Source organism: Chryseobacterium sp. KCF3-3 (assembly GCF_045865955.1).
GTDB lineage: Bacteria > Bacteroidota > Bacteroidia > Flavobacteriales > Weeksellaceae > Chryseobacterium.
The window spans coordinates 5,246,719-5,271,873 of record NZ_AP035792.1 but is presented as its reverse complement, the minus strand read 5'-3'; the positions used below and the strand labels follow the sequence as shown (position 1 = coordinate 5,271,873).

30 protein-coding genes are annotated in these 25,155 nt (G+C 36.7%); 28 read left to right on the top strand and 2 right to left on the bottom strand.

All coding sequences use genetic code 11. From position 1 onward, the window contains the following. Positions 1-48: 48 nt before the first annotated feature. Positions 49-795, bottom strand: a complete 747-nt coding sequence (locus ACKTTZ_RS23480) for an SDR family oxidoreductase (RefSeq protein WP_407846755.1) — start codon at positions 793-795, stop codon at positions 49-51. Between the two features lie 101 nt (positions 796-896). Between ACKTTZ_RS23480 and ACKTTZ_RS23475 the strand changes: the two genes are divergently transcribed. Continuing rightward, positions 897-1,232 (top strand): helix-turn-helix domain-containing protein, encoded by a 336-nt coding sequence (locus tag ACKTTZ_RS23475; protein WP_034697290.1) that lies wholly within the window; start codon positions 897-899, stop codon positions 1,230-1,232. Between the two features lie 197 nt (positions 1,233-1,429). Here ACKTTZ_RS23475 and ACKTTZ_RS23470 read toward each other — a convergent pair whose 3' ends face one another. After that, positions 1,430-3,649: an NADP-dependent isocitrate dehydrogenase gene (locus ACKTTZ_RS23470; RefSeq protein ID WP_253316808.1), complete on the bottom strand. Its 2,220-nt coding sequence runs from the start codon at positions 3,647-3,649 to the stop codon at positions 1,430-1,432. 358 nt (positions 3,650-4,007) lie between these two features. Between ACKTTZ_RS23470 and tpx the strand changes: the two genes are divergently transcribed. The 27 genes from tpx to ACKTTZ_RS23335 all read left to right on the top strand — a co-directional run bounded on the left by tpx (position 4,008) and on the right by ACKTTZ_RS23335 (position 24,733). Then, positions 4,008-4,508 carry a thiol peroxidase gene (gene tpx / locus ACKTTZ_RS23465; RefSeq protein WP_034697294.1) on the top strand — a complete coding sequence of 167 codons (501 nt, stop codon included), beginning with the start codon at positions 4,008-4,010 and terminating at the stop codon, positions 4,506-4,508. An 84-nt stretch (positions 4,509-4,592) separates the two neighbouring features. Continuing rightward, positions 4,593-5,168: a Crp/Fnr family transcriptional regulator gene (locus ACKTTZ_RS23460; protein WP_407846754.1), complete on the top strand. Its 576-nt coding sequence runs from the start codon at positions 4,593-4,595 to the stop codon at positions 5,166-5,168. Between the two features lie 77 nt (positions 5,169-5,245). Further along, positions 5,246-5,935, top strand: a complete 690-nt coding sequence (locus tag ACKTTZ_RS23455; RefSeq protein ID WP_079242162.1) for an alpha/beta hydrolase — start codon at positions 5,246-5,248, stop codon at positions 5,933-5,935. An 85-nt stretch (positions 5,936-6,020) separates the two neighbouring features. Continuing rightward, a complete protein-coding gene (locus tag ACKTTZ_RS23450) occupies positions 6,021-6,368 on the top strand; it encodes a VOC family protein (RefSeq protein WP_253316804.1) in 348 nt (115 codons plus the stop codon). A 12-nt stretch (positions 6,369-6,380) separates the two neighbouring features. Next, positions 6,381-6,785: a glyoxalase superfamily protein gene (locus ACKTTZ_RS23445; RefSeq protein WP_034697298.1), complete on the top strand. Its 405-nt coding sequence runs from the start codon at positions 6,381-6,383 to the stop codon at positions 6,783-6,785. Positions 6,786-6,792: 7 nt separating this feature from the next. Next, complete coding sequence (locus ACKTTZ_RS23440) at positions 6,793-7,626, top strand: helix-turn-helix domain-containing protein (RefSeq protein WP_407846753.1); 834 nt, start codon at positions 6,793-6,795, stop codon at positions 7,624-7,626. Between the two features lie 17 nt (positions 7,627-7,643). Next, the gene (locus ACKTTZ_RS23435; protein ID WP_407849202.1) at positions 7,644-8,804 is read left to right on the top strand and encodes an FAD-dependent oxidoreductase; all 1,161 of its coding nucleotides are present in this window, start codon (positions 7,644-7,646) and stop codon (positions 8,802-8,804) included. Between the two features lie 63 nt (positions 8,805-8,867). After that, the gene (locus tag ACKTTZ_RS23430) at positions 8,868-10,079 is read left to right on the top strand and encodes a DUF763 domain-containing protein (protein ID WP_407846752.1); all 1,212 of its coding nucleotides are present in this window, start codon (positions 8,868-8,870) and stop codon (positions 10,077-10,079) included. 275 nt (positions 10,080-10,354) lie between these two features. Continuing rightward, a complete protein-coding gene (locus ACKTTZ_RS23425) occupies positions 10,355-10,945 on the top strand; it encodes a Crp/Fnr family transcriptional regulator (RefSeq protein ID WP_051934448.1) in 591 nt (196 codons plus the stop codon). Positions 10,946-11,022: 77 nt separating this feature from the next. Next, a complete protein-coding gene (locus ACKTTZ_RS23420) occupies positions 11,023-11,430 on the top strand; it encodes a VOC family protein (protein WP_034697303.1) in 408 nt (135 codons plus the stop codon). Between the two features lie 97 nt (positions 11,431-11,527). Next, the gene (locus ACKTTZ_RS23415; RefSeq protein ID WP_047433547.1) at positions 11,528-11,938 is read left to right on the top strand and encodes a VOC family protein; all 411 of its coding nucleotides are present in this window, start codon (positions 11,528-11,530) and stop codon (positions 11,936-11,938) included. A gap of 29 nt (positions 11,939-11,967) precedes the next feature. Then, positions 11,968-12,429 (top strand): hypothetical protein, encoded by a 462-nt coding sequence (locus tag ACKTTZ_RS23410; protein ID WP_034697305.1) that lies wholly within the window; start codon positions 11,968-11,970, stop codon positions 12,427-12,429. Positions 12,430-12,624: 195 nt separating this feature from the next. Continuing rightward, positions 12,625-13,149: a DinB family protein gene (locus ACKTTZ_RS23405; RefSeq protein WP_253316801.1), complete on the top strand. Its 525-nt coding sequence runs from the start codon at positions 12,625-12,627 to the stop codon at positions 13,147-13,149. Between the two features lie 2 nt (positions 13,150-13,151). After that, positions 13,152-13,928: an alpha/beta fold hydrolase gene (locus ACKTTZ_RS23400; RefSeq protein ID WP_407846751.1), complete on the top strand. Its 777-nt coding sequence runs from the start codon at positions 13,152-13,154 to the stop codon at positions 13,926-13,928. Between the two features lie 89 nt (positions 13,929-14,017). Further along, positions 14,018-14,449, top strand: coding sequence for a VOC family protein (locus ACKTTZ_RS23395; RefSeq protein WP_034697309.1), 432 nt, complete (start codon positions 14,018-14,020; stop codon positions 14,447-14,449). Between the two features lie 75 nt (positions 14,450-14,524). Next, complete coding sequence (locus tag ACKTTZ_RS23390) at positions 14,525-14,938, top strand: SRPBCC family protein (protein WP_034697311.1); 414 nt, start codon at positions 14,525-14,527, stop codon at positions 14,936-14,938. A gap of 35 nt (positions 14,939-14,973) precedes the next feature. Beyond that, positions 14,974-15,213 carry a hypothetical protein gene (locus ACKTTZ_RS23385; protein ID WP_253316800.1) on the top strand — a complete coding sequence of 80 codons (240 nt, stop codon included), beginning with the start codon at positions 14,974-14,976 and terminating at the stop codon, positions 15,211-15,213. A 141-nt stretch (positions 15,214-15,354) separates the two neighbouring features. After that, positions 15,355-16,221: a VOC family protein gene (locus ACKTTZ_RS23380; protein ID WP_034697312.1), complete on the top strand. Its 867-nt coding sequence runs from the start codon at positions 15,355-15,357 to the stop codon at positions 16,219-16,221. A gap of 45 nt (positions 16,222-16,266) precedes the next feature. Continuing rightward, positions 16,267-17,088 carry an SDR family oxidoreductase gene (locus tag ACKTTZ_RS23375; protein WP_407846750.1) on the top strand — a complete coding sequence of 274 codons (822 nt, stop codon included), beginning with the start codon at positions 16,267-16,269 and terminating at the stop codon, positions 17,086-17,088. 120 nt (positions 17,089-17,208) lie between these two features. Then, positions 17,209-17,637 carry an ATPase gene (locus ACKTTZ_RS23370; protein WP_034697315.1) on the top strand — a complete coding sequence of 143 codons (429 nt, stop codon included), beginning with the start codon at positions 17,209-17,211 and terminating at the stop codon, positions 17,635-17,637. An 88-nt stretch (positions 17,638-17,725) separates the two neighbouring features. After that, complete coding sequence (locus tag ACKTTZ_RS23365) at positions 17,726-18,184, top strand: SRPBCC family protein (RefSeq protein ID WP_407846749.1); 459 nt, start codon at positions 17,726-17,728, stop codon at positions 18,182-18,184. Between the two features lie 112 nt (positions 18,185-18,296). Then, a complete protein-coding gene (locus ACKTTZ_RS23360; RefSeq protein WP_407846748.1) occupies positions 18,297-18,755 on the top strand; it encodes a DoxX family protein in 459 nt (152 codons plus the stop codon). Between the two features lie 165 nt (positions 18,756-18,920). Then, positions 18,921-20,924 carry a S9 family peptidase gene (locus ACKTTZ_RS23355; RefSeq protein ID WP_407846747.1) on the top strand — a complete coding sequence of 668 codons (2,004 nt, stop codon included), beginning with the start codon at positions 18,921-18,923 and terminating at the stop codon, positions 20,922-20,924. A gap of 677 nt (positions 20,925-21,601) precedes the next feature. Further along, entirely contained in the window at positions 21,602-22,156 is a 555-nt protein-coding gene (locus ACKTTZ_RS23350) for an RNA polymerase sigma factor (protein ID WP_228406519.1), read from the top strand. Positions 22,157-22,167: 11 nt separating this feature from the next. Further along, the gene (locus ACKTTZ_RS23345) at positions 22,168-22,500 is read left to right on the top strand and encodes a hypothetical protein (protein WP_034697054.1); all 333 of its coding nucleotides are present in this window, start codon (positions 22,168-22,170) and stop codon (positions 22,498-22,500) included. A gap of 91 nt (positions 22,501-22,591) precedes the next feature. After that, entirely contained in the window at positions 22,592-22,849 is a 258-nt protein-coding gene (locus tag ACKTTZ_RS23340) for a hypothetical protein (protein ID WP_034697056.1), read from the top strand. Positions 22,850-24,085: 1,236 nt separating this feature from the next. Beyond that, complete coding sequence (locus tag ACKTTZ_RS23335; RefSeq protein ID WP_034697058.1) at positions 24,086-24,733, top strand: J domain-containing protein; 648 nt, start codon at positions 24,086-24,088, stop codon at positions 24,731-24,733. Positions 24,734-25,155: the final 422 nt, after the last annotated feature.

Sequence of the window (25,155 nt, the reverse complement as noted above, 5' to 3'; positions counted from 1 at the left end):
TGAAAAATCCCGGTAGTACATCTACCGGGATTTAATAAAAACTATTGTTTATAGAGTAAGACCTCCGTCTATAATAATTTCGGTTCCCGTGACATATCCGGAAGATTCATTATCTGATAAATAAGTAACCAGTTTCGCAACTTCTTCAGCGGTTCCCATTTTCTTCAATGGAATCTGGTCAATAAGATGGCTGGTAAGATTTTTTAAAGTTTCTTCATCCAATCCAGCTTTGTTCATAATTTCAGTTTGTATAGGACCAGGGCTTATCATATTGACTCTGATTTTTCTTGGAGCTAATTCTGCTGCTGCCGTTTTGGCGATAGAATTCAACGCGGCTTTGCTTGCCTGATAAGCCGAACTGTTGGGTTTATAGGTAGAAGCGACAATAGAAGATAAAAAGATAACAGAAGCTCCATCGTTCAATAAAGGAATGAATTTGCTTAACGTAAAATAAGCTCCTCTGAAATTAATATTCATCACCTGATCAAAATTTTCAACATCCATATTTTCAATAGGTGTCAGAGTTCCTGTAATACCTGCATTGATAAACAGAATATCTACTTTACCGAACTGTTTCTCTACTTCTTTCTTCAATAGATCGATATCATCAAGATGAGCCTGGTCTGCAATGAATGGGATTGCTCCAAGCTCCTGAGCCGCTTTTTCTACAGCTTCTTTTCGTCTTCCGGTGATGATCACGGTTGCTCCTTCTGAAATAAGTTCTTTGGCTGCATCGAATCCTATTCCACTGTTTCCTCCTGTTACGATAGCCAGTTTATGGGTTAATTTTTTCATTGTAAAATTTTTTGACAAAGTTATTTCAAAATGGTATACTTTTGTAACCAGTATCACAGAGTATACCAGTATCATTCGTGATATCACTTAACTTTGCAACTATGGAAAGAGATCAGACAGAAGAACTTAGAGCCTTGCAGGATACCCTTTATTTTATCGGAGGGAAATGGCGGATTCCTGTGATCAATTCACTGTGTAACGGAAACAGACGCTTCAGAGAGATTGAACGAAGTATTCCCGGAATCACCACCAGAATGCTTTCAAAAGAACTGAAAGATATGGAGCTGAATAAACTGCTAAAACGCACTGTTTACCCGGAAACTCCTGTTTTAATAGAATACGAGCCCACAGAATATTGCCGAACCTTTGGAAACATCATTATGGAAATGATCAACTGGGGGAGAGAACATAGGAGAGTGATTGTAGAGGATAGATAGGTGAGAGGTGGCGGGTGTTAGGTTTCAGGGATTAGGGATGCGCCGACATTAATGAGTAAATAGGTACTTAAAATTCCCCTCCTCTGGAGGGGTGGCAAAAATTCAAAGAATTTTTGACGGGGTGGCTTACTGCGCAGATTATATCCACAAAAAAAGCCCCTTAAAAAAGGAGCTTTCATTTATATCAAAACGAACAATTAAATTCCGTCAATAATTTCATTTAACACAGTGCTAGGTCTCATTGCTGCATATGTTTTATACGTATCAGTTTTGTAGTATCCTTCAATGTTCTGAGGTTTACCTTGAGCACCAATTAATTCAGCATTGATTACTTCTTCGTTTTCCTGCATTGCCTGAGCAACAGGAGCAAACTGAGCTGCCAATTCAGCATCAGCAGTCTGGTTAGCTAACGCTTCCGCCCAGTACATTGCTAAATAGAAGTGAGAACCTCTGTTATCAATCTGACCTACTTTTCTTGCAGGAGATTTGTCTGTAGCTAAGAATTTAGCATTAGCCTCATCCAATGCGTCAGCTAGAACCTGAGATTTCGTGTTCCCCTGAGTTTGTGCAAGGTGCTCTAAAGAAGCCTGAAGTGCTAAGAATTCACCAAGAGAATCCCATCTTAAATATCCTTCTTCTAAGAACTGCTCAACGTGTTTTGGAGCAGAACCTCCGGCACCTGTTTCAAATAAACCACCTCCGTTCATCAATGGAACAATAGAAAGCATTTTTGCAGAAGTACCAAGCTCAAGGATTGGGAAAAGGTCTGTTAAATAATCTCTCAATACGTTTCCGGAAACAGAGATCGTATCTTTACCTTCTCTGGCTCTCTTCAACGTTTCTGTCATAGCATCTTTTACATCAAGAATTCTGATGTCAAGACCTGTTGTATCATGATCAGCAAGATATTTTTCTACTTTTTTGATGATTTCTCTGTCGTGAGCTCTTCCTTTGTCTAACCAGAAGATAGCAGGAGTATCAGATAATCTTGATCTGTTTACCGCCAATTTTACCCAGTCCTGGATAGGAGCATCTTTAGTCTGACACATTCTGAAAATGTCATCTTTTTCTACTTTCTGAGAAAGAAGAACGTTTCCAGCTTCGTCCTGAACTTCTACAGTTCCATCAGCAGTTAATTGGAAAGTTTTATCGTGAGATCCGTATTCTTCAGCTTTTTGAGCCATTAAACCTACGTTTGGAACAGATCCCATAGTGGTAGGGTCTAATTTTCCGTGTGCTTTCATATCGTCAATTACCGACTGATAGAAACCTGCGTAAGAACGGTCTGGAATGATACAAACTGTATCTTCTTCGTTTCCTTCTTTGTTCCACATTTTACCTCCACCTCTTACAAGAGCAGCCATAGATGCATCAACAATAATGTCAGAAGGTACGTGGAAGTTAGTAATTCCTTTATCAGAATTTACCATTGCCACTCTAGGTCCTTCAGCAAGAGCTTTTTCAATATCAGCTTTGATATCAGCCTCCTGAGCATTTCCTTTGATTTTGTCGAAAAGATCTGCAAGACCATTATTTGGATTGATGTCTAAAGACTTGAAAGTCTCAGCATATTTAGTAAATACTTCTTTGAAGAAAGTCTCAACGATAGCCCCGAAAATGATTGGGTCAGAGATTTTCATCATCGTTGCTTTAAGGTGAGCAGAAAGAAGTACGTTTCTTTTCTTAGCTTCCTCGATAGCTTCCTGAACGAATGCTCTTAACGCATTCAGGTTCATTACAGAAGAATCAATTACTTCACCAGCCTGAAGACCTGCGAAGTCTTTTAATACAGATTCAGAACCGTCGTTTCCTTTGAATACGATTCTGTATTTGGTAGCATTTTCTAATGTTGTAGAAGTTTCCGTTCCGTAGAAATCACCATTGTTCATGTGAGCTACGTCAGTTTTGCTGTCAGATGCCCAGTTACCCATTCTGTGTGGGTTTGCTTTTGCATAATTTTTAACAGCTTTTGGAGCACGTCTGTCAGAGTTTCCTTCTCTTAATACAGGGTTTACAGCACTTCCTAATACTTTCGCATATTTAGCTTTGATTGCTTTTTCTTCATCATTTTTAGGCTCTGCAGGATAGTTTGGAACTGCGAAACCTTTACCTTGTAATTCAGCAATAGCTGCATCCAATTGAGGTACAGAAGCAGAAATGTTAGGTAACTTAATGATGTTCGCATCAGGTTGTGTTGCCAATGTGCCTAGTTCTGCCAAAGCATCACCGATTTTTTGATCGTCTTTTAAAAACTCAGGGAAGTTGGCTAAAATTCTTCCTGCCAGAGAAATATCCGGAACTGCAATTTCGATATCTGCTGATTTTGTAAAAGCTTTTACGATTGGTAAAAATGAATGAGTAGCCAGCATTGGAGCTTCATCAGTAAGTGTGTAATAGATTTTTGATTTTTCTGACATTATACTGTAATTTTTTATTTGAAATTTTAAGTCCCACAAATTTAGTAAATATCATTGTTTTATTTAAGATATTTCCATAAAAAAAACACGCTTTTGACTCTTTAATTTTATATCTGTATAATTTATGCTTCACTTCCTTTCATAATTATTTTAAAAACAATTTTACAATTTTCATAAGCTGAACTTTTTGCCCATAAAATCTTCATTTTTTAGAGTATGGAAATTGTGAATTTTTTGTTTGGAGACTTGATTATCAAACGGATGAATTTTATTTTCACTTTAAGATTAATTTAACCATAATAAAACGGATAAAATTTTCTTTTTTGATTAAATTTGAAAAACTTTAAAAATAAATATTATGTCCACGACAATCACTTTAAAAGGAAACGAAGTACACACAATAGGAACATTGCCATCAGTAGGAACCACTGTAAAAGATTTTACATTGGTAGATTCAGGATTAGCGGTAAAAACTCTTGAAACTTTTGCAGGAAAGAAAAAAGTATTCAATATTTTCCCAAGTATTGATACGCCTACTTGTGCTGCTTCTTCCAGAAAATTCAATGAAGAGGCTTCAAAACTTGATAATACAGTTGTGATCAATGTTTCTAAAGATCTTCCATTCGCATTAGGAAGATTCTGTGCAGCTGAAGGATTGAATAATGTGGAAACGCTATCAGACTTCAGAAGTAGCTTCGGAGATGATTATGAAGTGACTATCGCAGACTCTCCTTTGAAAGGTTTATTGAGCCGTGCGGTAATTGTAACTGACGAAAACAATAAAGTAGTTTATACAGAACAGGTTCCGGAAATTGCTAATGAACCTAATTATGATGCCGCTCTTGCAGCATTGAAATAATAAAATAATTTTTGTAGAAAAGCCTTGTGAATATCATTTTTGCAAGGCTTTTTTTGAATATAACACCAAATCAAATCACACCAAATGACGTCAAATAATTATCAGAGATATGGAGAACTTTTTCAGGTAGACTCCGATCATTTTGAAGAATTCTATGCCTTACTTCAGGACACAAAGCTCTTAAAATCCGATTTTTTCCTCAAACAGGGGGAAAAATGCAAATATCTGGGATTTATTAAAAAAGGAACCATCAGATCTTTTTACATCAACGATCAGGGACGCGAAATTAATTTCGGATTCTATTTCGAAAATGAATTTTTTACTGATTACGAAAGTATTCTTTGTGATACCGTATCCAATATGAATATTCAGGCTCTCGAAAACTGTGAAATTCTACTGCTAAGCAAAGACCATTTACAGGATTTATATAAAAAAGAAGCATACTGGCAGCAGTTCGGAAGAGTAATGAGTGAAAAGATTTATCTGGATGCCAAAAAACGGATCGATGATCTTTTGTGCTTTTCCCCTGAAAACAGATACCTTAATCTTGTTAAAAAACAGCCTGCACTCTTTCAGAAAATTGCCCAGAAACACATTGCTAGTTACCTTGGCGTAACAGAACAATCACTCAGCCGTATCAGAAGCCGTATTGTTAATTAACTTAAGTTAACGTCCACCCATGTTTTAAACCGTAGCTTTATCATCATCAAACATCATCAAATTTTAACACAATCATTATGGAACAAAAAGATTTAACCATTATTTTGGTACACGGAGCATGGGGAGACGGATCACACTGGCAGTACATTATCCCTTCACTGACAAAAGCAGGGTATAAAGTAAGAAGTGTTCAGAATCCATTAACATCGTTGCAGGACGATATTAACAAGACAAAAGATCTTATTGATGCCCAGGAAGGAAAAGTACTTCTGGTAGGACACTCTTATGGCGGTGCCGTTATTTCAGGAGCAGGGCATCATGATAAAGTTGCAGGACTGGTATATATTGCAGCTTTCGCACCAGATGCAGGAGACAGTCTGGGATCTCTGTTAGGAAGAAGAGAATCTCCAGGTGGAGCAAGTATTTATCCTGATAACAAAGGTTTCTTATGGATTAAATATGATGAATTCAAATCTGCTTTCTGTCAGGACTTAGACGATGAAAAAGCTCTGGTAATGTCACTATCGCAAAAACCTATTCACGGACAGTGTTTTGGTGATGTAGCAGGTGAACCGGCATGGAAAATGCGCCCAAGTTGGTATCAGATTTCGTTGCAGGACCGTATGATTCCCGCAGAAACAGAAAAAGAGATGGCAGAACGCCTTGAACCAAAGAAAATAATCTCTTTAGATGCAGGACATGCTTCATTGGCATCACATCCGGAAGAAGTTACCCAATTAATTTTAGAGGCAGCTGCTTCCGTTTAATACAAAATACAGTACAATAATTGATTAAGCCTTGTGAATTTTACGTAATTTCACAAGGCTTTTTTAATGAAAAAATACTTTAGAAATGGTAACAAGAATCGTAGCCAATATTAAAACCAATGATCTTTCCAGAGCCCATCAATTTTATCAGGATATTTTAGAACTCGATGTATTGATGGATCATGGCTGGATTAAAACGCTGGGTAACGAAGAAGAAGCTAAAATTCAGATCAGCTTTGCCGAACAGGGAGGAAATGATACGGAAGTTCCCGATCTTTCTGTTGAAGTGGACAATCTGGATGAAGTGTATGACAAAATGAAAAATGCCGGTTTTGAAATCACTTACGAACTCACTAATGAGGACTGGGGAGTTCGAAGATTTTTCGTTAAAGATCCTTTTCAGAAGTTGATCAATATACTGTCTCACCAATAAATACATTGTACAATGAAAGCAGATAGAATTATTCCTGTATTAAGAATCTTCGATTATCAGAAAACAAAAGAATTTTATGTAGACTGGCTGGGATTTGAGATCGTCTGGGAACATTATTTTGATGAAAATACACCCGTTTATATGGAAGTGAAAAGAGAAAATATCATTTTCCATTTAAGTGAACATCACGGGGATGGAACACCTGGAACAAGGGTTGCTGTCTGGGGTGAAGGCGTTCCCGAATATCACAAAGAACTGATTGATAAACAATACAAATACAACCGTCCCGGACTTGAAAAAACATTTTACGGAGCAGTATCTTTTACCGTAATTGATCCTTTTGGAAATAAAATTACCTTTGAAGAAGAATACAATGAAGTAAAGCACAAAGATCTGGAACTGTACTCACACGATTGATAAAGCTATGTTTTCCAGTGTACATCAGGAGTTTGAAGCTCCGGAAGAATTAAAGGATACCATCAAATGCTTTTGGTATAACAGAAGAGATTATGGAGAAAAACTGTCCGAATTCACAGTACTTCCGGATGGTTATGCAGAAATTATTTTTCATTTTGGAAGCGGATGCAGTATTTCTCATCAGGGAATTCTACAGGTTTTACCTTCTCCGTTTATCATGGGACTGCTCAATCAGCCAGCTCTTTTTCATGCTCAAAATCAACTGGAAATTATCGGAATCAGATGTTTCCCATGGGCTGTTTTTGATTTGCTGGAGCTTTCATCAGAAAAAACGGAAAACGGAGTTCATACATTCGAACATCCTGTTGCACAGCTTCAAACTATATTGACTGATCTCATTGCTCAAGGAAAAATAAAAGAAGCTATTGCCCAGGTAGAACAATATTTTCTGAAATTGCATGAAAATATTACAGCAGACAGTCTCCTCTCTAAAGCTGGGGCTGCCATGAGAAAAAATAAAGGAGCCATTTCTGTAAATCAAGTGGCTGACTCAGCCCATACAACGGTTCGGACGTTAGAAAGAAAATTTAAACAATCTTCCGGTCATACGGTAAAAGATGTGTCCGGGATTATGCGTTTTGAGCAGATAAGAAATCGTCTGTGGAATGCTCCTGAGACTCCCATTGTTGAACTTGCACAGGATTTTGGATATACAGACCAATCTCATTTAAGCAGAGAGTTTAAACGTTATAGTGGCACAACACCTGCTGTTTTCGCTAGAGAAGCCAAAAAGAGAAAGCAGACCTTGAGCAATGATTTTGTCGCATTTGTACAAGCATGATACAACTGCATTTCTGAATTTTGTACCTAATAAATACATTAAAAATTATGGTACTGAATCATAAAAAAGTGGCTATCATTGGTGCCGGGCCTGTTGGTTTAACAATGGCTGTCCTGTTACAGCAAAAAGGCGTTGAAGTAAATGTTTATGAAAGAGATCTGAATGCACAGACAAGAGTCTGGGGCGGAACCTTGGATCTTCATAAAGAATCAGGACAGAAAGCGATGAAAAAAGCGGGTCTGTTGGATCAATATTACGCTGCAGCCTTACCCATGGGAATCAAAATTGCCGATGAACAGGGAAATATTCTGTTTACAAAAGAAATTACTCCCGAAAATCAATATGACAATCCAGAAATTAATAGAAATCATCTGAGAGAAATGCTGCTTGGTAGTCTGGCAGATGATACCGTAATCTGGGATATGAATTTCACAGGAATGGAAGAGAATAATGGACAATGGCTGCTTCACTTTAAAGACAAACCCGATGTAACTGCTGATCTGGTGATTGGAGCTAATGGTGGAATGTCCAAAGTAAGAAAATACGTCACGGAAGCAGAAGTAGAAGAAACGGGAACGTTTATCATTCAGGGAGATGTTCCTCAGCCTGAAAAAGCTTGTCCCGAATTTTTCAACTGGTGTGATGGGAAAAGACCGATGGCAGCTTTTGAAGGCAATTTATTGGTAGCCAATCCTTATAATAATGGTGCTTTGACGTATGGAGTTATATTCAAAAAACCTGAAGAATGGAAAGATGGATGTACTTTAGATTTTCAAAATACTGAACAGGTCCGTCAGTTTCTTTCTGAAAGATTCTCTTCATGGAGTGAGCTTTATCAGCAATTATTCCAATCAACTTCATTTTTTGTAGGGTTGCCAACAAGAAGAATTCCATTAGAAAAATCCTGGAAAAATAACCGTTTGTTGCCTGTAACATTAATTGGTGATGCCGCTCATCTGATGCCACCTTTTGCAGGACAAGGGGTGAATACCGGTTTGTTGGATGCTTTAATCTTATCAGAAAATCTGACAGAAGGAAAATATCCAACCATCTCCGAAGCCATTAATGCTTATGAAAAAGAAATGTTTCTTTATGCAAAAGAAGCACAGTTTGAATCCAATAAAAACGAACTGGAAATGCGTGATGTCAACTTCTCTTTTACAAGCTTTATCCAATAATTAATGATTCGGATCATTAAAAAATAAGAGGAATAAAACTTACCTTTACATTTTAAAAACAGAATGAAACGTTCAGGAACAGCAGATTTACCTCTTCACTATGGCAAAGTACCGCCATGGCTGTATGAGCGTATGTCTGTTCTGGGACTGTCCATTATTGAAGTCATTCTGATGGATTACGGTAAAGATGAAGTTTTGCGTCGACTGGCAGATCCGTTCTGGTTTCAGAGTTTTGGTGCAGTGATGGGAATGGACTGGCATTCTTCAGGAATTACCACTTCCGTTATGGGCGCTTTGAAACGTTCTATTAACCCTAATTCACAATCTTTGGGACTTTACATCTGTGGTGGAAAAGGGAAATTATCCAGAGAAACTCCTTCAGAACTCATCAGGATTGCAGATAAAACCGGATTGAACGGAACAGATCTGGTAAGAGCCAGCAAACTTTCTGCAAAAGTAGATAATACAGCCATTCAGGATGGTTATCAATTGTATTTGCACAATTTCATTCTTTCAGATAATGGGAACTGGAGCGTTATTCAACAGGGAATGCATGAATCTGATGGAACAGCAAGAAGATATCACTGGCATTCCGAAAATATCACTTCATTTGTAGAAAAACCTCACACAGGAATCAATGGAATTTCAAGAGGTCAAATTCTTAACCTTACCGATACTGAAGCTTCGGAAAACAGAAAAGGAATTCTGGATATTTCCCATACCGATTCGGCTGAGGTGATGAAGGATTTTGCAAGACTGATTCTTCCTGCCCATCATGATGTTCAGGCTTCTGATGTTGATTTGAAACGTCTCGGAGCACTTCTGTATGTGACCAGAGAACAGCAGCCTCAGAATTTTGAAGATTTATTGATGCTGGAAGGGGTAGGACCCAGAACCATGCAGTCATTGGCTTTGGTAAGTGAAGTGATTCACGGAGCGCCTTCAAGATTTGCTGATCCGGCAAGGTTTTCCTTTGCTCATGGTGGTAAAGACGGACATCCTTTCCCTGTCCCGATTAATACGTATGACGAAAGTATCAGCATTCTCAGAAAAGGAATTGAAAAATCCAAGCTGGGAAATTCTGATAAGCTGAATTCTTTAAACAAGCTTCACCAGATTGTCACTGAAGCAGAAAAAGACTTTACACCGGATTTTGATATCCAGCAGGTGATTGAAGAAGAAAGACAAAATTCATGGCGTTTCGGCGGAAAAACCGTATTTGGAGATGCCCCGAAACCCAATCCTCCAAAAGCGATCCAGCTTTCTCTGTTTTAGGTTTTACTATTTCTTTTAAAAGTTTACGATTGTTATCATCGGCCAATAGTCATTCCCATCCTCCGGAGGGGTGGCGAAAATTCAAAGAATTTTTGACGGGGTGGTCAGAAATGATATGTCTTAAATAACTGTTTAAAAACTATCGGCTTTAGAAATGTCTTTTATTTCAGTGTGGTATCTTGTTTTTTATAAAAGTATTATATTCTTTGTTTAATGTTTTTTACTTTTAATTCAATTAAAAATTTTACTTTTAAAGACTTAAAAAAATGACACCAATGACCAATAAAGCTTTAGAAATTTGTTATGATTTCCCTTTCTTTTTCCCGGAAGAGCTTGCTGAAATATTTCAGGCTCATGAAAAAACATCTTTCCAGAAAGGTGATTTCATTCTTGAAGAAGGAAAAACGGCCAATGAATATTATATTCTTGAAAGTGGATTGGCGCGTTCCTATGTGAATGATTTCAACGGAAATGAAGTAACTACTCATTTTTTTGTAGAGAATGAAGTGATTATTGAGGTTTTGTCAATGTTTCAGAGAGTTCCCTCTCAGGAAAATATCGTTTGTATTACAGACTGTGAATGCTGGAGGCTGGATTATGATACCTTTCAGGAATTGTTCCATAAAATCCCAAACCTCAGAGAATGGGGAAGATCGTGGATGTCTCAGGAACTTTTTGCCTACAAACAAAGATCTGTAGAAATGTTTACCCTTTCTGCCACCAGAAGATATCTTAATTTGCTTGAGCAGAAATCTAAAGTCATCCAATTTGCACCCTTGAAACAAATTGCTTCCTATCTGGGAGTTACAGACACTTCTTTAAGCCGTATCCGTAAGGAAATCGTCTCCCATCCTAAGAAAATTTAAATCTTGCCCTATGACAAGTAGATTTTCATTGTACCTCGGTAATTTTGGATTACAGTTTAACACTAAAATTACGAAAAATGAAAGTCAACCAAATTTATGTGAACCTTCCGGTAAAAGATGTACAGAAAACAAAAGAATTCTGGACTAAGGTAGGTTTTTCTATCAATGAACAATTCTCTGATGATAAAGCAACCTGTGTTGTTTTGAATGATACCATCTATGCTATGTTTCTGCAGGAAGATTATTTTATGACCTTCACCAATAAACCTGTTGCCAAAGAAAATACCAGTCAGGTTCTTGTAGCAGTAGGCTTAGACAGTCGTGAAGAAGTGGATACAATAGTAAATACCGCTGTAGAGAACGGAGCGTGGCAACATGAAGAGCCTCAGGACTACGGATGGATGTATCAGAATTCTTTCTGGGATCTGGACGGGCATGGCTGGAATATTACTTTTGCTGATCTGTCTCAAATGCCGACTGAATAATTTAAATCCAAATTAAAATCAAATCTTGTCCTATGGCAAGCACATTCTCACCATATCCTGGTAATTTTGGATAACAATCACCACTAAAATTTACAAAATGAACATTACCGATATTTACGTCAATTTACCCGTAAAAGACGTTCAAAAAACCAGAGAATTCTGGACGAAGCTTGGCTTTTCTATTAATGAACAGTTTTCAGATGATAAAGCAATATGTGTAGTGATGAAAGAAAATCATATCTACACAATGTTTCTTAAAGAAGAATTTTTCCAAACTTTTACCAACAGACCTTTTGCGAAAGGAGATACTACTCAGGTACTTCTTGCCATCGGGGTAAACAGTCGGGATGAAGTAGATGGTATGGTAAAAACAGCCATTGAAAACGGAGGCTCAAAATACAGTGAACCTGTAGATTACGGATGGATGTATCAAAGCAGTTTTGCAGATATCAATGGCCATCAGTGGGAAGTAATGCATGGAGATGTTTCTCAGATTCCTGCCGAATAGTCTGCTCATATCACAAAAATATACATCCAATGGAAACACAGTCAAACGATATAGAAATCATCAAAAATCAGGTAGCCAGTAACTACTATGTAATTACGATGAATATTGACGGTATTACCCACGAAGAATCAATGATTTTTCCTAATGGTGAAGCCAATTGTATGAACTGGATTCTTGGGCATTTGATCCAAATCAGAAATCCTTTACTGAATATTTTAGGAGAAGAATCTGTCTGGGACAGTGAAAAATTTTCTTGTTACAACAGAGGAGAAATGCCTTTGGATCGAAAAGATGAATTGGTCAACTTTGAAGATTTAAAATCCTATCTGAAACAATCTCAGGATAAGCTGGAAGCAAAACTCAGCACTCTTGAAAGCTTTCAGGCTGAAATGATTAAAGATATATCCACTCTCAGCCTTCATGAAATCTATCACAGCGGACAGCTAGGCTATCTCCGCAGAATTTTAGGAAAACCGGGTGCTATAAAATAGCATGCTATTTTTAGATTCCTTGCTTTGCTCGGAATGACAAGTACATCGCTGAAATATTAGTATTACATTTTTAAAGGAATACAATTTTATCGAAGATAAAATCCTCGCGCCTTAAAAACGCATAGTTTGTAAAACTATTAGCGCCCTCGCGTTTCTCCAACCTACTAAACTCTAATTTCTAACTTCTAATTAAAAATGGACACACCAAAATCAAAAAAAATGGAAGTCATTATTCCGGCTTACAGAATGCATTCCCAAAGCTTTATGAATGTTTTGGACGGCATTTCGGAAGAAGACGCTTTGAAAAGAATTGAGAATAAAACCAATCATATCGTATGGATGGCAGGAAACTTTATCAACATGCGCTATGGCTTAGGCTGGGTACTTGGACTTCGTGACGAAGATCCCTACAGCGATTTATTTTTCCAGGGAAAAGCACTGGATACAAGTTTTAAGTATCCAACGCTTGCTGAATTAAAAGAAAACTTTCATGCTATTTCTGCCAAAGTATTTCAAAAACTTCATGAAGTAACCGATGAAGAGCTGGATGAAATATTTGAAATAGGAATGAATATCCCTTTCATTAAAGAAACAAAACTCAATTTTGTCGGAATGTCTATCGGTCGTGAAGACTATTTATGCGGACAGATAGGCTTAATGCGAAGAATTTTAGATTATCCGGGCATGAAGTATGACGTGGACGAAAATCTTAAGTATTAATAATGAATCCAGTAGAAAAAGGCTATAAAAAAGTCAACGGAATCCAAGTGTATTATGAAATCTATGGATCAGGAAAGCCTTTGGTATTGATTCATGGCGGTGGTTCTTCCATGCTCTATGATTTTAAAGAAGTCATTACAAGACTGGAAGATCAATTTCAGTTGATAGGAATCGATTTACAAAATCACGGAAGAAGTGAACATCGGGATATTCCTGAAAGATTTGAACAGGATGCTGATGATGTAGCCGGACTTTTAGCAGAACTTACTATCGGGAAAGCTTCATTCTGGGGATTCAGTAATGGAGGAAGTACCGTAATGCAGATTGGCCATCGTCATCCGGGAATAGTTGAAAAATTGGTCGTTGCTTCAGCTTTTTATAAAAGAAACGGGATGATAGACGGCTTTTTTGAAGGCATGCAGGAAGCCACTTTCGAATCAATGCCGGAACCTTTTAAAATTAATTTTTTAAATCTCAATCCGGATTTTTCAAAACTGGAAAACCTTTTTGAGAAAGACTGCACAAGGATGCAAACGTTCGAAGATTGGGATGATGAGGTGCTGACGTCTATAAAGTCACCCACATTATTTATCAGTGGAGATCAGGATGTGATGAAGCCGGAACATACAGCAGCAATGTGGAGGCTGGTAAAAGATTCACGATTAATGATCCTTCCTGCCACTCATGGCACTTATATGATGCCGGACTTTGACGGAAGTATAGATACCCATCTAATAGACTTTACCGTCAGAGAAGTGGTGAAATTTTTAAACCATTAAGCATTTTTTATTCATAGTAAATTAATTAATTCTTAATGGACCAACAGTAGAAACTATATCTTATAATAATAACTTTAAAATTAAAAATCATGGCTAAATTAAATCCATACCTAAATTTTGATGGAACAGCAGAAGAAGCGTTCAATTTTTACAAAACTGTTTTCGGTGGTGAATTCGTTGGAGGAATTCATAAAATGGGAAATGCTCCCGGAACAGAAAATCTTTCTGAAGAAGAAAAAAACAGAGTAATGCACATTGCTCTGCCTATCGGAGGCGATTTATTAATGGCATCTGATATTGTACCGGGGTTTGGGCAGACTCTTACGGTAGGAAACAACAATTATGTTTCTATTTTCCCTGATTCCAAAAGTGAAGCAGACAGGATTTTTAAAGAACTTTCTGACGGCGGAAATGTAGAAATGCCAATTGAAGATCAGTTTTGGGGAGACTATTTTGGGTGTTTCCAGGATAAGTACGGTGTTCATTGGATGGTGAACTATAATGACGAATACGCAAAATAATCTTATATTTAACTAATTATATGAAGAGTTGCCCAAAAATGGGCATCTCTTTATTCAAACTTAAAAAATAGAACTATGGATCCAATTAAAATAGACATTACAATTTTAGCACCGGTGGAAAAGGTTTGGAGTTATTTCAATGAACCCAAACACATCACGAAATGGAATTTCGCTCATGAAAGCTGGCAGTGTCCTAGTTCTGAAAATAACCTTACGGTAGGGGGCAAATTCAAAAACAGAATGGAAGCGAAAGACAAAAGTTTCGGATTCGATTTTGAAGGAGTATATGATGAAATAGTTCCTCATGAGGTCATTAAATACCACATGGAGGACGGACGAAAAGTAGAAGTTGTTTTCAATAAAATAGATGAGAATACAACGAAAGTCATTGAAATTTTCGATCCGGAAAAACAAAATTCTGTGGAAATGCAGCGAGATGGCTGGTATGCTATTCTCAACAACTTCCACAAGTATGTTGAGAATCATTAACAATATTTTTTGTAGCCATGATCAATCTAGTTATCATGTCAAAGAGTTTAAACTCTATTTATGCTTTTAATTATGACTCTGCAGAGCAATTCCTTCACGGAGTTATTGCAATACCTGCAAGAAGAGCCTTAGAAAAAGAAAAAATAAATTCTTTGGAAAAACTTTCAGATTATTCCGAAAAAGAAATCATGCAGCTACATGGTTTCGGTAAAAATGCGATGATGAAGCTGAAGAATTACATGAAAGAAAATCAGGTCTGCTTTAAAGAAGCATAATAAATATACAAGTAGAAAATTTGCAGTGTCTTACAGTAAAACGTAATAGTGTCGTTTCAATGTAAAGGCATAAGATCCGTTTTGCTTTTGTATAGAGAATTTAAAAGTATAAATACATTTTTCTTGTTAAAATTTAAAATTATGAATAACGATATTTTCCCATGTCTCTGGTATGATGGAGACGCCAAGCAGTCTGCAGAATTTTATTGTAAAGTTTTTGGAGGCGAAATCACAGCAGATACTCCTGTTGTGATGAACATTGATTTGTTTGGACAAAGAATCATGCTTCTGAATGGAGGCCCGCAATTCAAAAAAAATGCTTCTATATCTTTTATGGTAATCTGTGAAACAGAAGACGAAGTTCAAAAATACTGGGATCAGTTACTGGATGGCGGAATAGCTTTGATGGAACTGGGATCTTACTCATGGAGTCCGAAATACGGATGGGTTCAGGATAAATATGGAGTAACATGGCAGTTGTTTTTAGGAGAAAAAGCAAGTGACCAGAAAATAATTCCTACATTGATGTTTATCCATCAGAATAATGGAAAAGCTAAAGAAGCAATGGAGCTTTATACCAGAACTTTTCCCAATTCAAGTATCGGGAATATATTAACCTATGGAGCAGGCAGTGAAGGCCATGATATACCAGAACCAGCAGAAAATGTTCAGCATGCTCATTTTACGATCGATAATTACAGCTTATTCTGTATGGATAATTCCTATGACCATCAGTTTGACTTTAATGAAGGAATATCATTGGTGGTAATGACAGATGACCAGGATCAAACTGACAAATACTGGAATACTTTTACGGCAGACGGAGGAAGAGAAAGCATGTGTGGCTGGCTGAAAGATAAATATGGATTAAGCTGGCAGATTGTTCCTAAAAGACTTATCCAGTTAATGAATGATGCTGATCGTGAAAAAGCTTATAAAGTAGTTCAGGCAATGATGAAAATGCAGAAAATTATCATCCAGGATCTGGAAGATGCTTATAATTCTTAAACTTTCGGCGTATTGTTTGATGTAATTTAGAGAAAAGATTTGCTTATGAAAACACAGAACAAATCAAAATCTAAGTCAAAAGTCCCTAAAGAAGGGTTATTTCCGGAAATTATCAGGAACGATTATCAGGGAAGCCGGAAGCTGAAGGGTAAGAAAGCGGTTATTTCCGGAGGAGACAGCGGCATAGGACAGGCTGTAGCGGTTCATTTCGCCAGAGAAGGAGCAGATGTCGCCATTATCTATAAAGAAAGTGACGATGATGCCAGAGAAACCAAAAAACTGGTTGAAAAAGAAGGGCAGAAGTGTCTTCTGGTTAAAGGAGATCTCACCCGGAAAGCGTTCAGAGCCAAATGTGCAGACAAAATTAAAGAAGAGTGGAAGAACCTGGATATTCTTGTTAATAATGCAGGAATTCATACTTCAAGAAGCACTCTGGAAAAAATTTCTGATGAACAGATTCAGCAAACATTTGATACCAATATCATGTCGATGATTTCATTCACCAGAAATTTTCTCCCGTTGATACAAAAAGGAGGAAGAATAATCTGTACCACTTCTGTCACAGCTTATCGTGGAAGCGACCACTTAATAGATTATGCCGCAACAAAAGGTTTTATCCGTTCTTTGGCAGATAACCTTGCAGAAAAGAAAATTCTGGTAAACGGGATTGCTCCCGGACCAATATGGACACCTTTGGTGAAAGAAGCTTTTGATGATCTTTCCTCATTTGGAAAAGATACTCCGCTGAAACGAGCGGGACAACCTTCTGAAGTAGCACCAGCCTATGTTTTTCTTGCTTCCAAAGATGCAAGTTATATCACAGGAGAAATAATTCACATTAACGGAGGTGATTTTGTCGGAGGATAAGAAGTTAGAGGTTAGAAATTAGAATTTAGAATTCTCTCACCCTAAAACCCTCTGACTCTCAAGCCCTCAAACCCAATCACCTGCAACCTATTATCTACAACCTAATACCTTAAAAAATATATGGAAAAATTATCATACGAAATAGAAATCAATGCAGAAGCTGAAAAAGTATGGAGTGTACTTTGGGGAGACATTACCTACAGACAATGGACAACAGCTTTTACTGATGGTTCTTTTTATGAGGGAACGCTGGAAGAAAATAATATTGTCAAATTTCTTGATCCTAAGAACAATGGGATGTACAGCAGAGTAGAAAAAGTGATTCCCAACGAAGAAATAAAATTTCTGCATCTGGGTGAAATTTATGACGGTATTGAAGTGCCTAAGGATTGGGGAGAAGCCACAGAAGCTTACTTTCTTGAAGAGAACGAAGAAGGAACTTTACTGAAAACAGAAATTCAGACGCCGGCAGAATTTAAAGAATTTTTTGAAGAGAAATTTCCAAAGGCAATGTCAATCGTGAAACATCTCTCAGAAAATCAGTTGTAAACAATTCGGTTTGAACTAAAAGAAAAATCATTTGAGCTTTGAGATTGCTTCACTTTGCTCACAATGACCACTTAAAAAAATGAAACAAATGGAAACCTTATCATACGAAACAGTAATTGATGCTCCTTTGCAAAAAGTATGGGACATCCTCTGGAATCCTGAAACGTACAGCGAATGGACCAAGTATTTCGGTGCAGGATCTATTATGAAATCCGACTGGAAGGTAGGCGGAAAAACCTATTTCCTTAATGCTCATGGGGAAGGAATGGTTTCAACCATAGACAGCCTGGATGAACCTAACCAGATTGTATTTAAACATCTGGGAATGATGGATAAAGAGGGAAACGAAGATACCCAGAGTAAGGAAGTTATGGAATGGAACGGAAGTTTTGAAAAATACTTTCTGATAGACTTTGGCGGAAAAACAAAACTTCATGCTGAAGTTCAGGTAGAAAAACAATGGCAGGATCATATGAACACAGGCTTCACAAAAGGATTAATGGTTGTGAAAAGCCTTGCAGAAGGAGTGAGTTTGGGTTCAGTTTGATGAAGTTCAAAGTTCAAAGTTTAATGTTTAATGTTTAGAGTTGCTATTTTACCCTGAATACTAATATCTGCTACCTGTCACCTAATATCTACAACATCTCTACCACCTAAAAATGAAATTACTCGTAATACTTTTCGCAACTTTTATTCTGGCTTTGCTGGGAACTTTTTTGTTTCAGGGGAAGCCGGATTTTATATTCTCTGGAAACCTGGGAATGGCTGTTTTTATTATATTTACAGGCTTTTCCCATTTTAAATTCCAGAAAGGAATGGCGATGATGATCCCCCATTTTATCCCTGCCAGAATGTTTTGGGTCTATTGTACAGGAGTTCTGGAAATTGCAGCAGGAATAGGGCTTATGATTCCGGCTATCCGCGAAATAACAGCTATTTTACTGATTATTTTCTATGTATTGGTTTTTATAGCCAATATCAATTCTTCCAGGAAAAAGATTAATATTTTTAAAGCCGATTACACAGGTCCGGGCATGAAATACCTTTACACTCAAAGGATTCCCATGCAGATTATTCTGATCGTCTGGACATGGTATTTCGGAATTTATTTACATTAGATAAAAAGACAGTCATTAAGGCTGTCTTTTCTTATAATTGAAATTTTTTTAATCAAATCGTGTAACATTTTGTGGTAGTAATGTGTCTTATTGTATAAATGAATTTGTTTTTATTACCTTAAAAATTAAATGCTTAAGTAACTTTAACCTTTAAAAACATAAGTTATGAATTTAAATCACAAAATTTTCGGTACAGCCCTTATTGTACTATCTACTATGATGATTAACGCACAAAGCTCTACTGCCAAACTGCCGGGAGATCCTACTTTGCCATCTTCCAAGGCTAATCTTGAGAAACTTATTTCTTATGATAAAGGAAACTTTAAATACAAAGTGGAAGACTACTTTGCAAGACCAAAAGCTTCAGGATTTAAAATCTCTCCTGACGGGAAATACCTTTCCTATAAAGAAAAAGACGAGGAGAAAAAAAATCATGTTTATGTAAAAGACCTGAGCACAGGAAAAATTACCAAAGCCATCGTAGAAAAAGATGATCTGATCAGAGGCTATGGCTGGCTGAACAAAAAGCGTCTTTACTACACTCAGGATAGAGGAGGAAATGAAAATATTCATTTGTATGCTGCAGATGCAGATGGTGGAAATCAGAAGGATTTAACACCATTTGACGGAGTAAAAGTACAATCTATTATTCCTATAAAAGATACTGATTTTGTAGTGGTAACGATGAATAAGAATAATAAACAAATCTTTGAACCGTTTAAAATCAATTTCGTTACAGGGGAAATGACCCAACTGTATGAAAATAAAGATGTCAACAGCCCTATTGACGATTACCTTTTTGATAAAGATGGAAATCTGAGAGGTTATAGTGTTCTTGAAAACGGATTAACCACCAAAACCTATTATAAAGATCTGCAGACCGGAAAATTCAATCTGATTAAATCTGCAGACTGGTCTGATACCTTCAGTATTATAGCATTTAATGATAACTCTAAAAATAAAGACGAAGCGTATGTGGTAACCAATCTGGATAGCGATAAAGCGAGAATAGTACTGTATGATCTGAAGAAAAATGCTGTGATTAAAGAAATTTATTCTAATCCGGTATATGACGTAAGTTCAATAAGCACTGCAGGTAAAAACAGAAATTATGAACTTGATTTTATAAGTTATGAAGGTACTAAGGGGGAAACTGTTCCGGTAAGTAAATTTTATAAAGAAATACATGATCAATTAAAATCTCAGTTTGGAGATAAGGAATTTGGAATTGCTTCTTCTGATGATAATAATGATAAACTTCTGGTTGTTGTAGGAAGCGATAAGCTGTATGGAACCTATTATGAATACGATACTAAAACCAAGCAGACCAAACTTCTTTACAACCTGATGCCTCAGTTGAAGGAAGAAGATATGGCTGAAATGAGACCTATCGAATTTAAAAGCAGAGACGGATTGACTATTCATGGATATATTACATTGCCTAAAGCGGCACTGGAAGGTAAAAAAGTTCCTTTGATTGTTAACCCTCACGGTGGACCACAGGGAATCAGAGACAGCTGGGGATTCAATCCGGAAACACAATTATTTGCAAGCCGTGGATATGCTACGCTTCAGGTGAACTTCAGGATTTCCGGTGGATATGGGAAGTCATTCCAGAAAGCGGGTTACAAGCAGATCGGAAGAAAAGCAATGGATGATGTGGAAGATGGTGTAAAATACGCCATTGAGCAAGGTTGGGTAGACAAGGATAAAGTTGCGATCTACGGAGGAAGTCATGGTGGATATGCAACATTAATGGGATTGATCAAAACTCCTGATTTATATGCATGTGGAGTAGATTATGTAGGAGTATCCAACATCTTTACTTTCTTTGATTCTTTCCCGGAATACTGGAAGCCATACAAAGAAATGGTAAAACAGATCTGGTATGATCTTGATAACCCTGAGGAAGCAAAAATTGCTAAAGAAGTTTCTCCGGTGTTCCAGATCGATAAGATCAAGAAACCTCTATTTGTGGTACAGGGAGCTAATGACCCAAGAGTAAATATCAATGAATCTGATCAGATTGTAAAAGCGATGCGTGCCAAAGGTTTCGAAGTTCCTTATCTGGTAAAATATGATGAAGGTCACGGATTTGGAAAAGAACCGAACAGAATTGAACTTTACAAATCGATGTTAGGATTCTTTGCAGAAAATTTTAATAAATAAACTATTAATTAAATAGCATTTGAACGGAAGACTTAGGTCTTCCGTTTTTTTATGGATAATGTCATTGCGAGCAAAGCGAAGCAATCTCATTATGTTTATACTTTGATTACTTTGATGATTGGAAAAACGCTAAGTCTTTTTATAACAAGCTGTATATTTTTAAGGCGCAAAGATTTTATCTCCGATAAAATTGAACACTGCATATTTTTAAATCCTCTCGTTGATTTTGAAAATAAAGCAGATGATCATGGAAAAAATCTGTGTAATCTGCATGATCTGCGAGAAAAATAATAGATTGCTTGCTGAAAATCATATATTTAGCGAAGCTGAAATATTCTTGAGTCTTACCATTCTGCACAAGGATTATAAAGCCTTTGCACCCTTGCGTTATCATTCATCATTGATATCCCTAGCCCCGATAGCAGCGGTTACCCCGGAACATGAGTGGGAGAGTCGGAGGGAAAGAATGTGGGATAGTTGGGCGTGAGGAGTATGAGCGGATAGCGGGAAAAAGCTTCTGAAAAATAATTTATGCGTAAGTTGTTGAAAATTTATGAGATAAAAAACATTGATGAATAAAAGAAAAATTGAATTTTAAGAAAAATATTTTAAATTTATTAAAGTAAAACCAAAAGTTCAGCCGTCATAACCATATGGAGGTTGTCGAAAAAATAACAATGCCACAAAAGGAGAAAGAAAGCATCATCTCACAGACCGTTTCCAACTACGGAGGGAAGCTGATGTCTTATATCCGTCCGAAAGTGAAAAACACAGAGGATGCGGAAGATATTCTGCAGGAAGTGTGGTATCAGTTCAGTAGCCTTACGAATCTCTCGGAGATCGTAAACGTTGGGGGCTGGCTGTACAGGGTGACGGCAAATAAAATTACAGACCGTTACCGAAAAAAGAAAACAGAAAATCTTGAAGATTTCGTATATGAAGATGAAGACGGCAGTTTTTCTATCAAGGATATCCTTTTGATGGATGAAAGTGCGGGTCCTGAAGTGAAGATGTTTCAGGATGAGATCTGGAAAAAACTGTTTGAAGCGCTTGATGAACTTCCCGAAAAACAAAGGCTGGTCTACGTAGAAAACGAACTGAACGACAAAACCCTCCAGGAGATCGCCGATGAACAGGGAGAAAACATCAAAACCATCATCAGTAGAAAAAACTATGCTGTGAAGCACTTGAGAAACAGATTGAGAAAGTTATACGAAGATTTAAAAAGTTAGAAAAAGAAATTATGAATCATAAACACAAAAAGGGTTGGTTTTTTTTATTGCTATGCCCGCCATTAATTTTAGTTGCCGTTACATGGATTGTAATGATGCTTTGGAACTGCCTTCTTCCGGAGATTTTAGGAGCTAAAACCATTACTTTCTGGCAGGCCATGGGAATACTGATCCTAAGCAAAATTCTTTTCGGTGGTTTCCATTTCGGGAAAGGAATGAGAGATTTGAAGGAAAGAAAAATGAGAGAGAAAATGGAAGGTTTATCCCCGGAGGAAAGAGAGAAATTCAAGGAGGTTTGGAGAAATAAATGCTCGGGAGGATTCTTCAACAGAAATAACGAATAATTTGAAATTTTTAAAGAAGTAGTAAAGTAAAATCAGAATTCATTCGTCTCTATAAAAAACAAGAAGTAGTAAAATTTAAAATTTTGAAAAAATGAAAAATTCAGCATTAAAAGGAGCTCTAGGAGCATTAGCCGTTGTAGGTGTAGCCTTAATTGCTAAAAAAGCAATACAAAGAAAAAGATTTATCAAAGGTATTTTTGATGAGTATGGAATTAAAGAAAAATCTCCTTTCGGACTGGCAGATAAGATCAGAGAAATGAATGAGGAAGACTATCAGGAACTGAAAGGGAAATTCAAAAAAGAATTCCATTCAAGATGCTGCAAGAAGGATAATATGTGTGAAGCATAATCCATACAGGACTAAATTGAAATTGTTTAATTCCGGCGCGGGAAGCAAAGCTTCCCGCGCCGGAATTTTTTATTTAAAACCTACCCTGTAATGAGATTCCTTGCTATGCTCGGAATGCCAAAGGGACTGTTGAACTCATTCAATTCTCAGCATTTGTTGAGAAGTGCAATTTTATCGGAGATAAAATCCTTGCGCCTTAAAAATATGCAGTTTGAAAACGAACTCGCGTCTTTGCGTTTTCCAACCTTAAAATAATAAACGATATTGAGATTGCTTCATCTTCGATTCGCAATGACTATTGATATTAAAGATTTTAAGGAAATCTCGGAATGACAAAGGTATTGTTGACCTCATTCAATTTGCAGCATTTGTTGAGAAGGACAATTTTATCGGAGATAAAATCCTTGCGCCTTAAAAATATGCAGTTTGAAAAAGAACTCGCATCTTTGCGTTTTCCAACCTTAAAATAATAAACGATATTGAGATTGCTTCATCTTCGATTCGCAATGACTATTGATATTAAAGATTTTAAGGAAATCTCGGAATGACAAAGGTACTGTTGACCTCATTCAATTTGCAGCATTTGTTGAGAAGGACAATTTTATCGGAGATAAAATCCTTGCGCCTTAAAAATATGCAGTTTGAAAAAGAACTCGCATCTTTGCGTTTTCCAACCTTAAAATAATAAGCGATATTGAGATTGCTTCATCATCGATTCGCAATGACTATTGGTATTAAAGATTTTAAGGAAATCTCGGAATGACAAAGGTACTGTTGACCTCATTCAATTCGCAGCATTTGTTGAGAAGTGCAATTTTATCGGAGATAAAATCCTTGCGCCTTAAAAATATGCAGTTTGAAAAAGAACTCGCGTCTTTGCGTTTTCCAACCTTAAAATAATAAGCGATATTGAGATTGCTTCATCTTCGATTCGCAATGACTATTGATATTAAAGATTTTAAGGAAATCTCGGAATGACAAAGGTACTGTTGACCTCATTCAATTTGCAGCATTTGTTGAGAAGTGCAATTTTATCGGAGATAAAATCCTTGCGCCTTAAAAATATGCAGTTTGAAAACGAACTCGCGTCTTTACGTTTTCCAACCTTAAAATAATAAACGAATTGAGATTGCTTCATCTTCGGTTCGCAATGACTTTTAGATTCTTTTTTCTGTCAAAATTTTACCATAAACATCAAACACAAAGAAAAATAAATCCTTATTTTTGTATTGCTCAATGAAAGATTACTACTATTTTCTCGGTATATCGCAGGATGCTTCGGAAGAAGACGTCAAAAAAGCGTATCGAAAACTGTCTTTAAAATATCATCCTGATAAAAATGACAATGACGATTTTTTTGCTGACCGTTTCCGTGAGATCCAGGAAGCCTATGAGACTTTAAGTGATCGTGCGCTTAGACGTACTTATGATCAGAATCTGGAAAATCATCAGAAAAGTTTCAGATATAATATTCCGCCAGCTATCAAAACTTTTACAGCGAATAAAATTCATGCGAAAAAAGGAGAGGAGATTATCATCAACTGGCAGACGAGCAATGCTGATGTAGTAAAGGTATTGCCTTTCGGATTGGAAAAGCCGTATGGAGAGAGGATCTTTAAGATCACAGAATTTAAAGACGGGAAATTCCAGCTTTTGCTTCATGCAACGAATTCTCTTTTGCACAAAACGGTTGTTCAGGGAATTACCATTACAGAAGTTTTTGAGAACGATTCTGAAAAGTTCAAAAACTCGGTGGAGGAAATGTTTAAGCCACAACCCAGAACAAGAATTAACAAATCTGGTCAACCTAAAATTATGATGTTGGTCTGGGGAATTATTATTCTAGCGATTGCTATTTATATGCTGATAAAAAATTTCAGCTAGTTTATGCCATTTTCTTTCTTCCCGGGCATTTTTTACATCTTTTACCTTTCTTAAATTTTTTACAACAAGATTTCTTTTCACAGAACATCTCTTCGTTATTGAATGAGTAAGGTGCCAATGGCGGTACTTTAAATGGGACAATCATATTCATGTTGCAAATATATTAATTTAGAATAAATATAATTAATAAAATTTCATAAAATTCTTAAAACCTGATGTATAACGGGAGAAGTCTTTTGTATAAAGAAATAAAAGGGTTTGATTTGCTATCTCATTACTTCTTACATTCACCATAAATCAAGCTAAAGTTTGTTTTTTGAATAAAATTAAGATTTACAGCCTTTTTAAAAGATAAGTGTAATCAATAGAGTAAATGTTGTTGAATATTTATTTTGCTTTAATAAAGTTAAGGTGTTTAATTA

What these genes read in the sequence shown, in the direction of transcription:
- ACKTTZ_RS23365 (WP_407846749.1), top strand. Translation starts at nt 17,726, where the DNA reads ATGGAAACCTTATCATACGAAACAGTAATTGATGCTCCTTTGCAAAAA.
- ACKTTZ_RS23345 (WP_034697054.1), top strand. Translation starts at nt 22,168, where the DNA reads ATGAATCATAAACACAAAAAGGGTTGGTTTTTTTTATTGCTATGCCCG.
- ACKTTZ_RS23370 (WP_034697315.1), top strand. Translation starts at nt 17,209, where the DNA reads ATGGAAAAATTATCATACGAAATAGAAATCAATGCAGAAGCTGAAAAA.
- ACKTTZ_RS23410 (WP_034697305.1), top strand. Translation starts at nt 11,968, where the DNA reads ATGGAAACACAGTCAAACGATATAGAAATCATCAAAAATCAGGTAGCC.
- ACKTTZ_RS23440 (WP_407846753.1), top strand. Translation starts at nt 6,793, where the DNA reads ATGTTTTCCAGTGTACATCAGGAGTTTGAAGCTCCGGAAGAATTAAAG.
- ACKTTZ_RS23395 (WP_034697309.1), top strand. Translation starts at nt 14,018, where the DNA reads ATGGCTAAATTAAATCCATACCTAAATTTTGATGGAACAGCAGAAGAA.
- ACKTTZ_RS23385 (WP_253316800.1), top strand. Translation starts at nt 14,974, where the DNA reads ATGTCAAAGAGTTTAAACTCTATTTATGCTTTTAATTATGACTCTGCA.
- ACKTTZ_RS23455 (WP_079242162.1), top strand. Translation starts at nt 5,246, where the DNA reads ATGGAACAAAAAGATTTAACCATTATTTTGGTACACGGAGCATGGGGA.
- ACKTTZ_RS23400 (WP_407846751.1), top strand. Translation starts at nt 13,152, where the DNA reads ATGAATCCAGTAGAAAAAGGCTATAAAAAAGTCAACGGAATCCAAGTG.
- ACKTTZ_RS23390 (WP_034697311.1), top strand. Translation starts at nt 14,525, where the DNA reads ATGGATCCAATTAAAATAGACATTACAATTTTAGCACCGGTGGAAAAG.
- ACKTTZ_RS23480 (WP_407846755.1), bottom strand. Translation starts at nt 795, where the DNA reads ATGAAAAAATTAACCCATAAACTGGCTATCGTAACAGGAGGAAACAGT.
- ACKTTZ_RS23355 (WP_407846747.1), top strand. Translation starts at nt 18,921, where the DNA reads ATGAATTTAAATCACAAAATTTTCGGTACAGCCCTTATTGTACTATCT.
- ACKTTZ_RS23460 (WP_407846754.1), top strand. Translation starts at nt 4,593, where the DNA reads ATGACGTCAAATAATTATCAGAGATATGGAGAACTTTTTCAGGTAGAC.
- ACKTTZ_RS23470 (WP_253316808.1), bottom strand. Translation starts at nt 3,649, where the DNA reads ATGTCAGAAAAATCAAAAATCTATTACACACTTACTGATGAAGCTCCA.
- ACKTTZ_RS23425 (WP_051934448.1), top strand. Translation starts at nt 10,355, where the DNA reads ATGACCAATAAAGCTTTAGAAATTTGTTATGATTTCCCTTTCTTTTTC.
- ACKTTZ_RS23430 (WP_407846752.1), top strand. Translation starts at nt 8,868, where the DNA reads ATGAAACGTTCAGGAACAGCAGATTTACCTCTTCACTATGGCAAAGTA.
- ACKTTZ_RS23375 (WP_407846750.1), top strand. Translation starts at nt 16,267, where the DNA reads ATGAAAACACAGAACAAATCAAAATCTAAGTCAAAAGTCCCTAAAGAA.
- ACKTTZ_RS23340 (WP_034697056.1), top strand. Translation starts at nt 22,592, where the DNA reads ATGAAAAATTCAGCATTAAAAGGAGCTCTAGGAGCATTAGCCGTTGTA.
- ACKTTZ_RS23360 (WP_407846748.1), top strand. Translation starts at nt 18,297, where the DNA reads ATGAAATTACTCGTAATACTTTTCGCAACTTTTATTCTGGCTTTGCTG.
- ACKTTZ_RS23415 (WP_047433547.1), top strand. Translation starts at nt 11,528, where the DNA reads ATGAACATTACCGATATTTACGTCAATTTACCCGTAAAAGACGTTCAA.
- ACKTTZ_RS23450 (WP_253316804.1), top strand. Translation starts at nt 6,021, where the DNA reads ATGGTAACAAGAATCGTAGCCAATATTAAAACCAATGATCTTTCCAGA.
- ACKTTZ_RS23380 (WP_034697312.1), top strand. Translation starts at nt 15,355, where the DNA reads ATGAATAACGATATTTTCCCATGTCTCTGGTATGATGGAGACGCCAAG.
- ACKTTZ_RS23445 (WP_034697298.1), top strand. Translation starts at nt 6,381, where the DNA reads ATGAAAGCAGATAGAATTATTCCTGTATTAAGAATCTTCGATTATCAG.
- tpx (WP_034697294.1), top strand. Translation starts at nt 4,008, where the DNA reads ATGTCCACGACAATCACTTTAAAAGGAAACGAAGTACACACAATAGGA.
- ACKTTZ_RS23420 (WP_034697303.1), top strand. Translation starts at nt 11,023, where the DNA reads ATGAAAGTCAACCAAATTTATGTGAACCTTCCGGTAAAAGATGTACAG.
- ACKTTZ_RS23475 (WP_034697290.1), top strand. Translation starts at nt 897, where the DNA reads ATGGAAAGAGATCAGACAGAAGAACTTAGAGCCTTGCAGGATACCCTT.
- ACKTTZ_RS23350 (WP_228406519.1), top strand. Translation starts at nt 21,602, where the DNA reads ATGCCACAAAAGGAGAAAGAAAGCATCATCTCACAGACCGTTTCCAAC.
- ACKTTZ_RS23405 (WP_253316801.1), top strand. Translation starts at nt 12,625, where the DNA reads ATGGACACACCAAAATCAAAAAAAATGGAAGTCATTATTCCGGCTTAC.
- ACKTTZ_RS23335 (WP_034697058.1), top strand. Translation starts at nt 24,086, where the DNA reads ATGAAAGATTACTACTATTTTCTCGGTATATCGCAGGATGCTTCGGAA.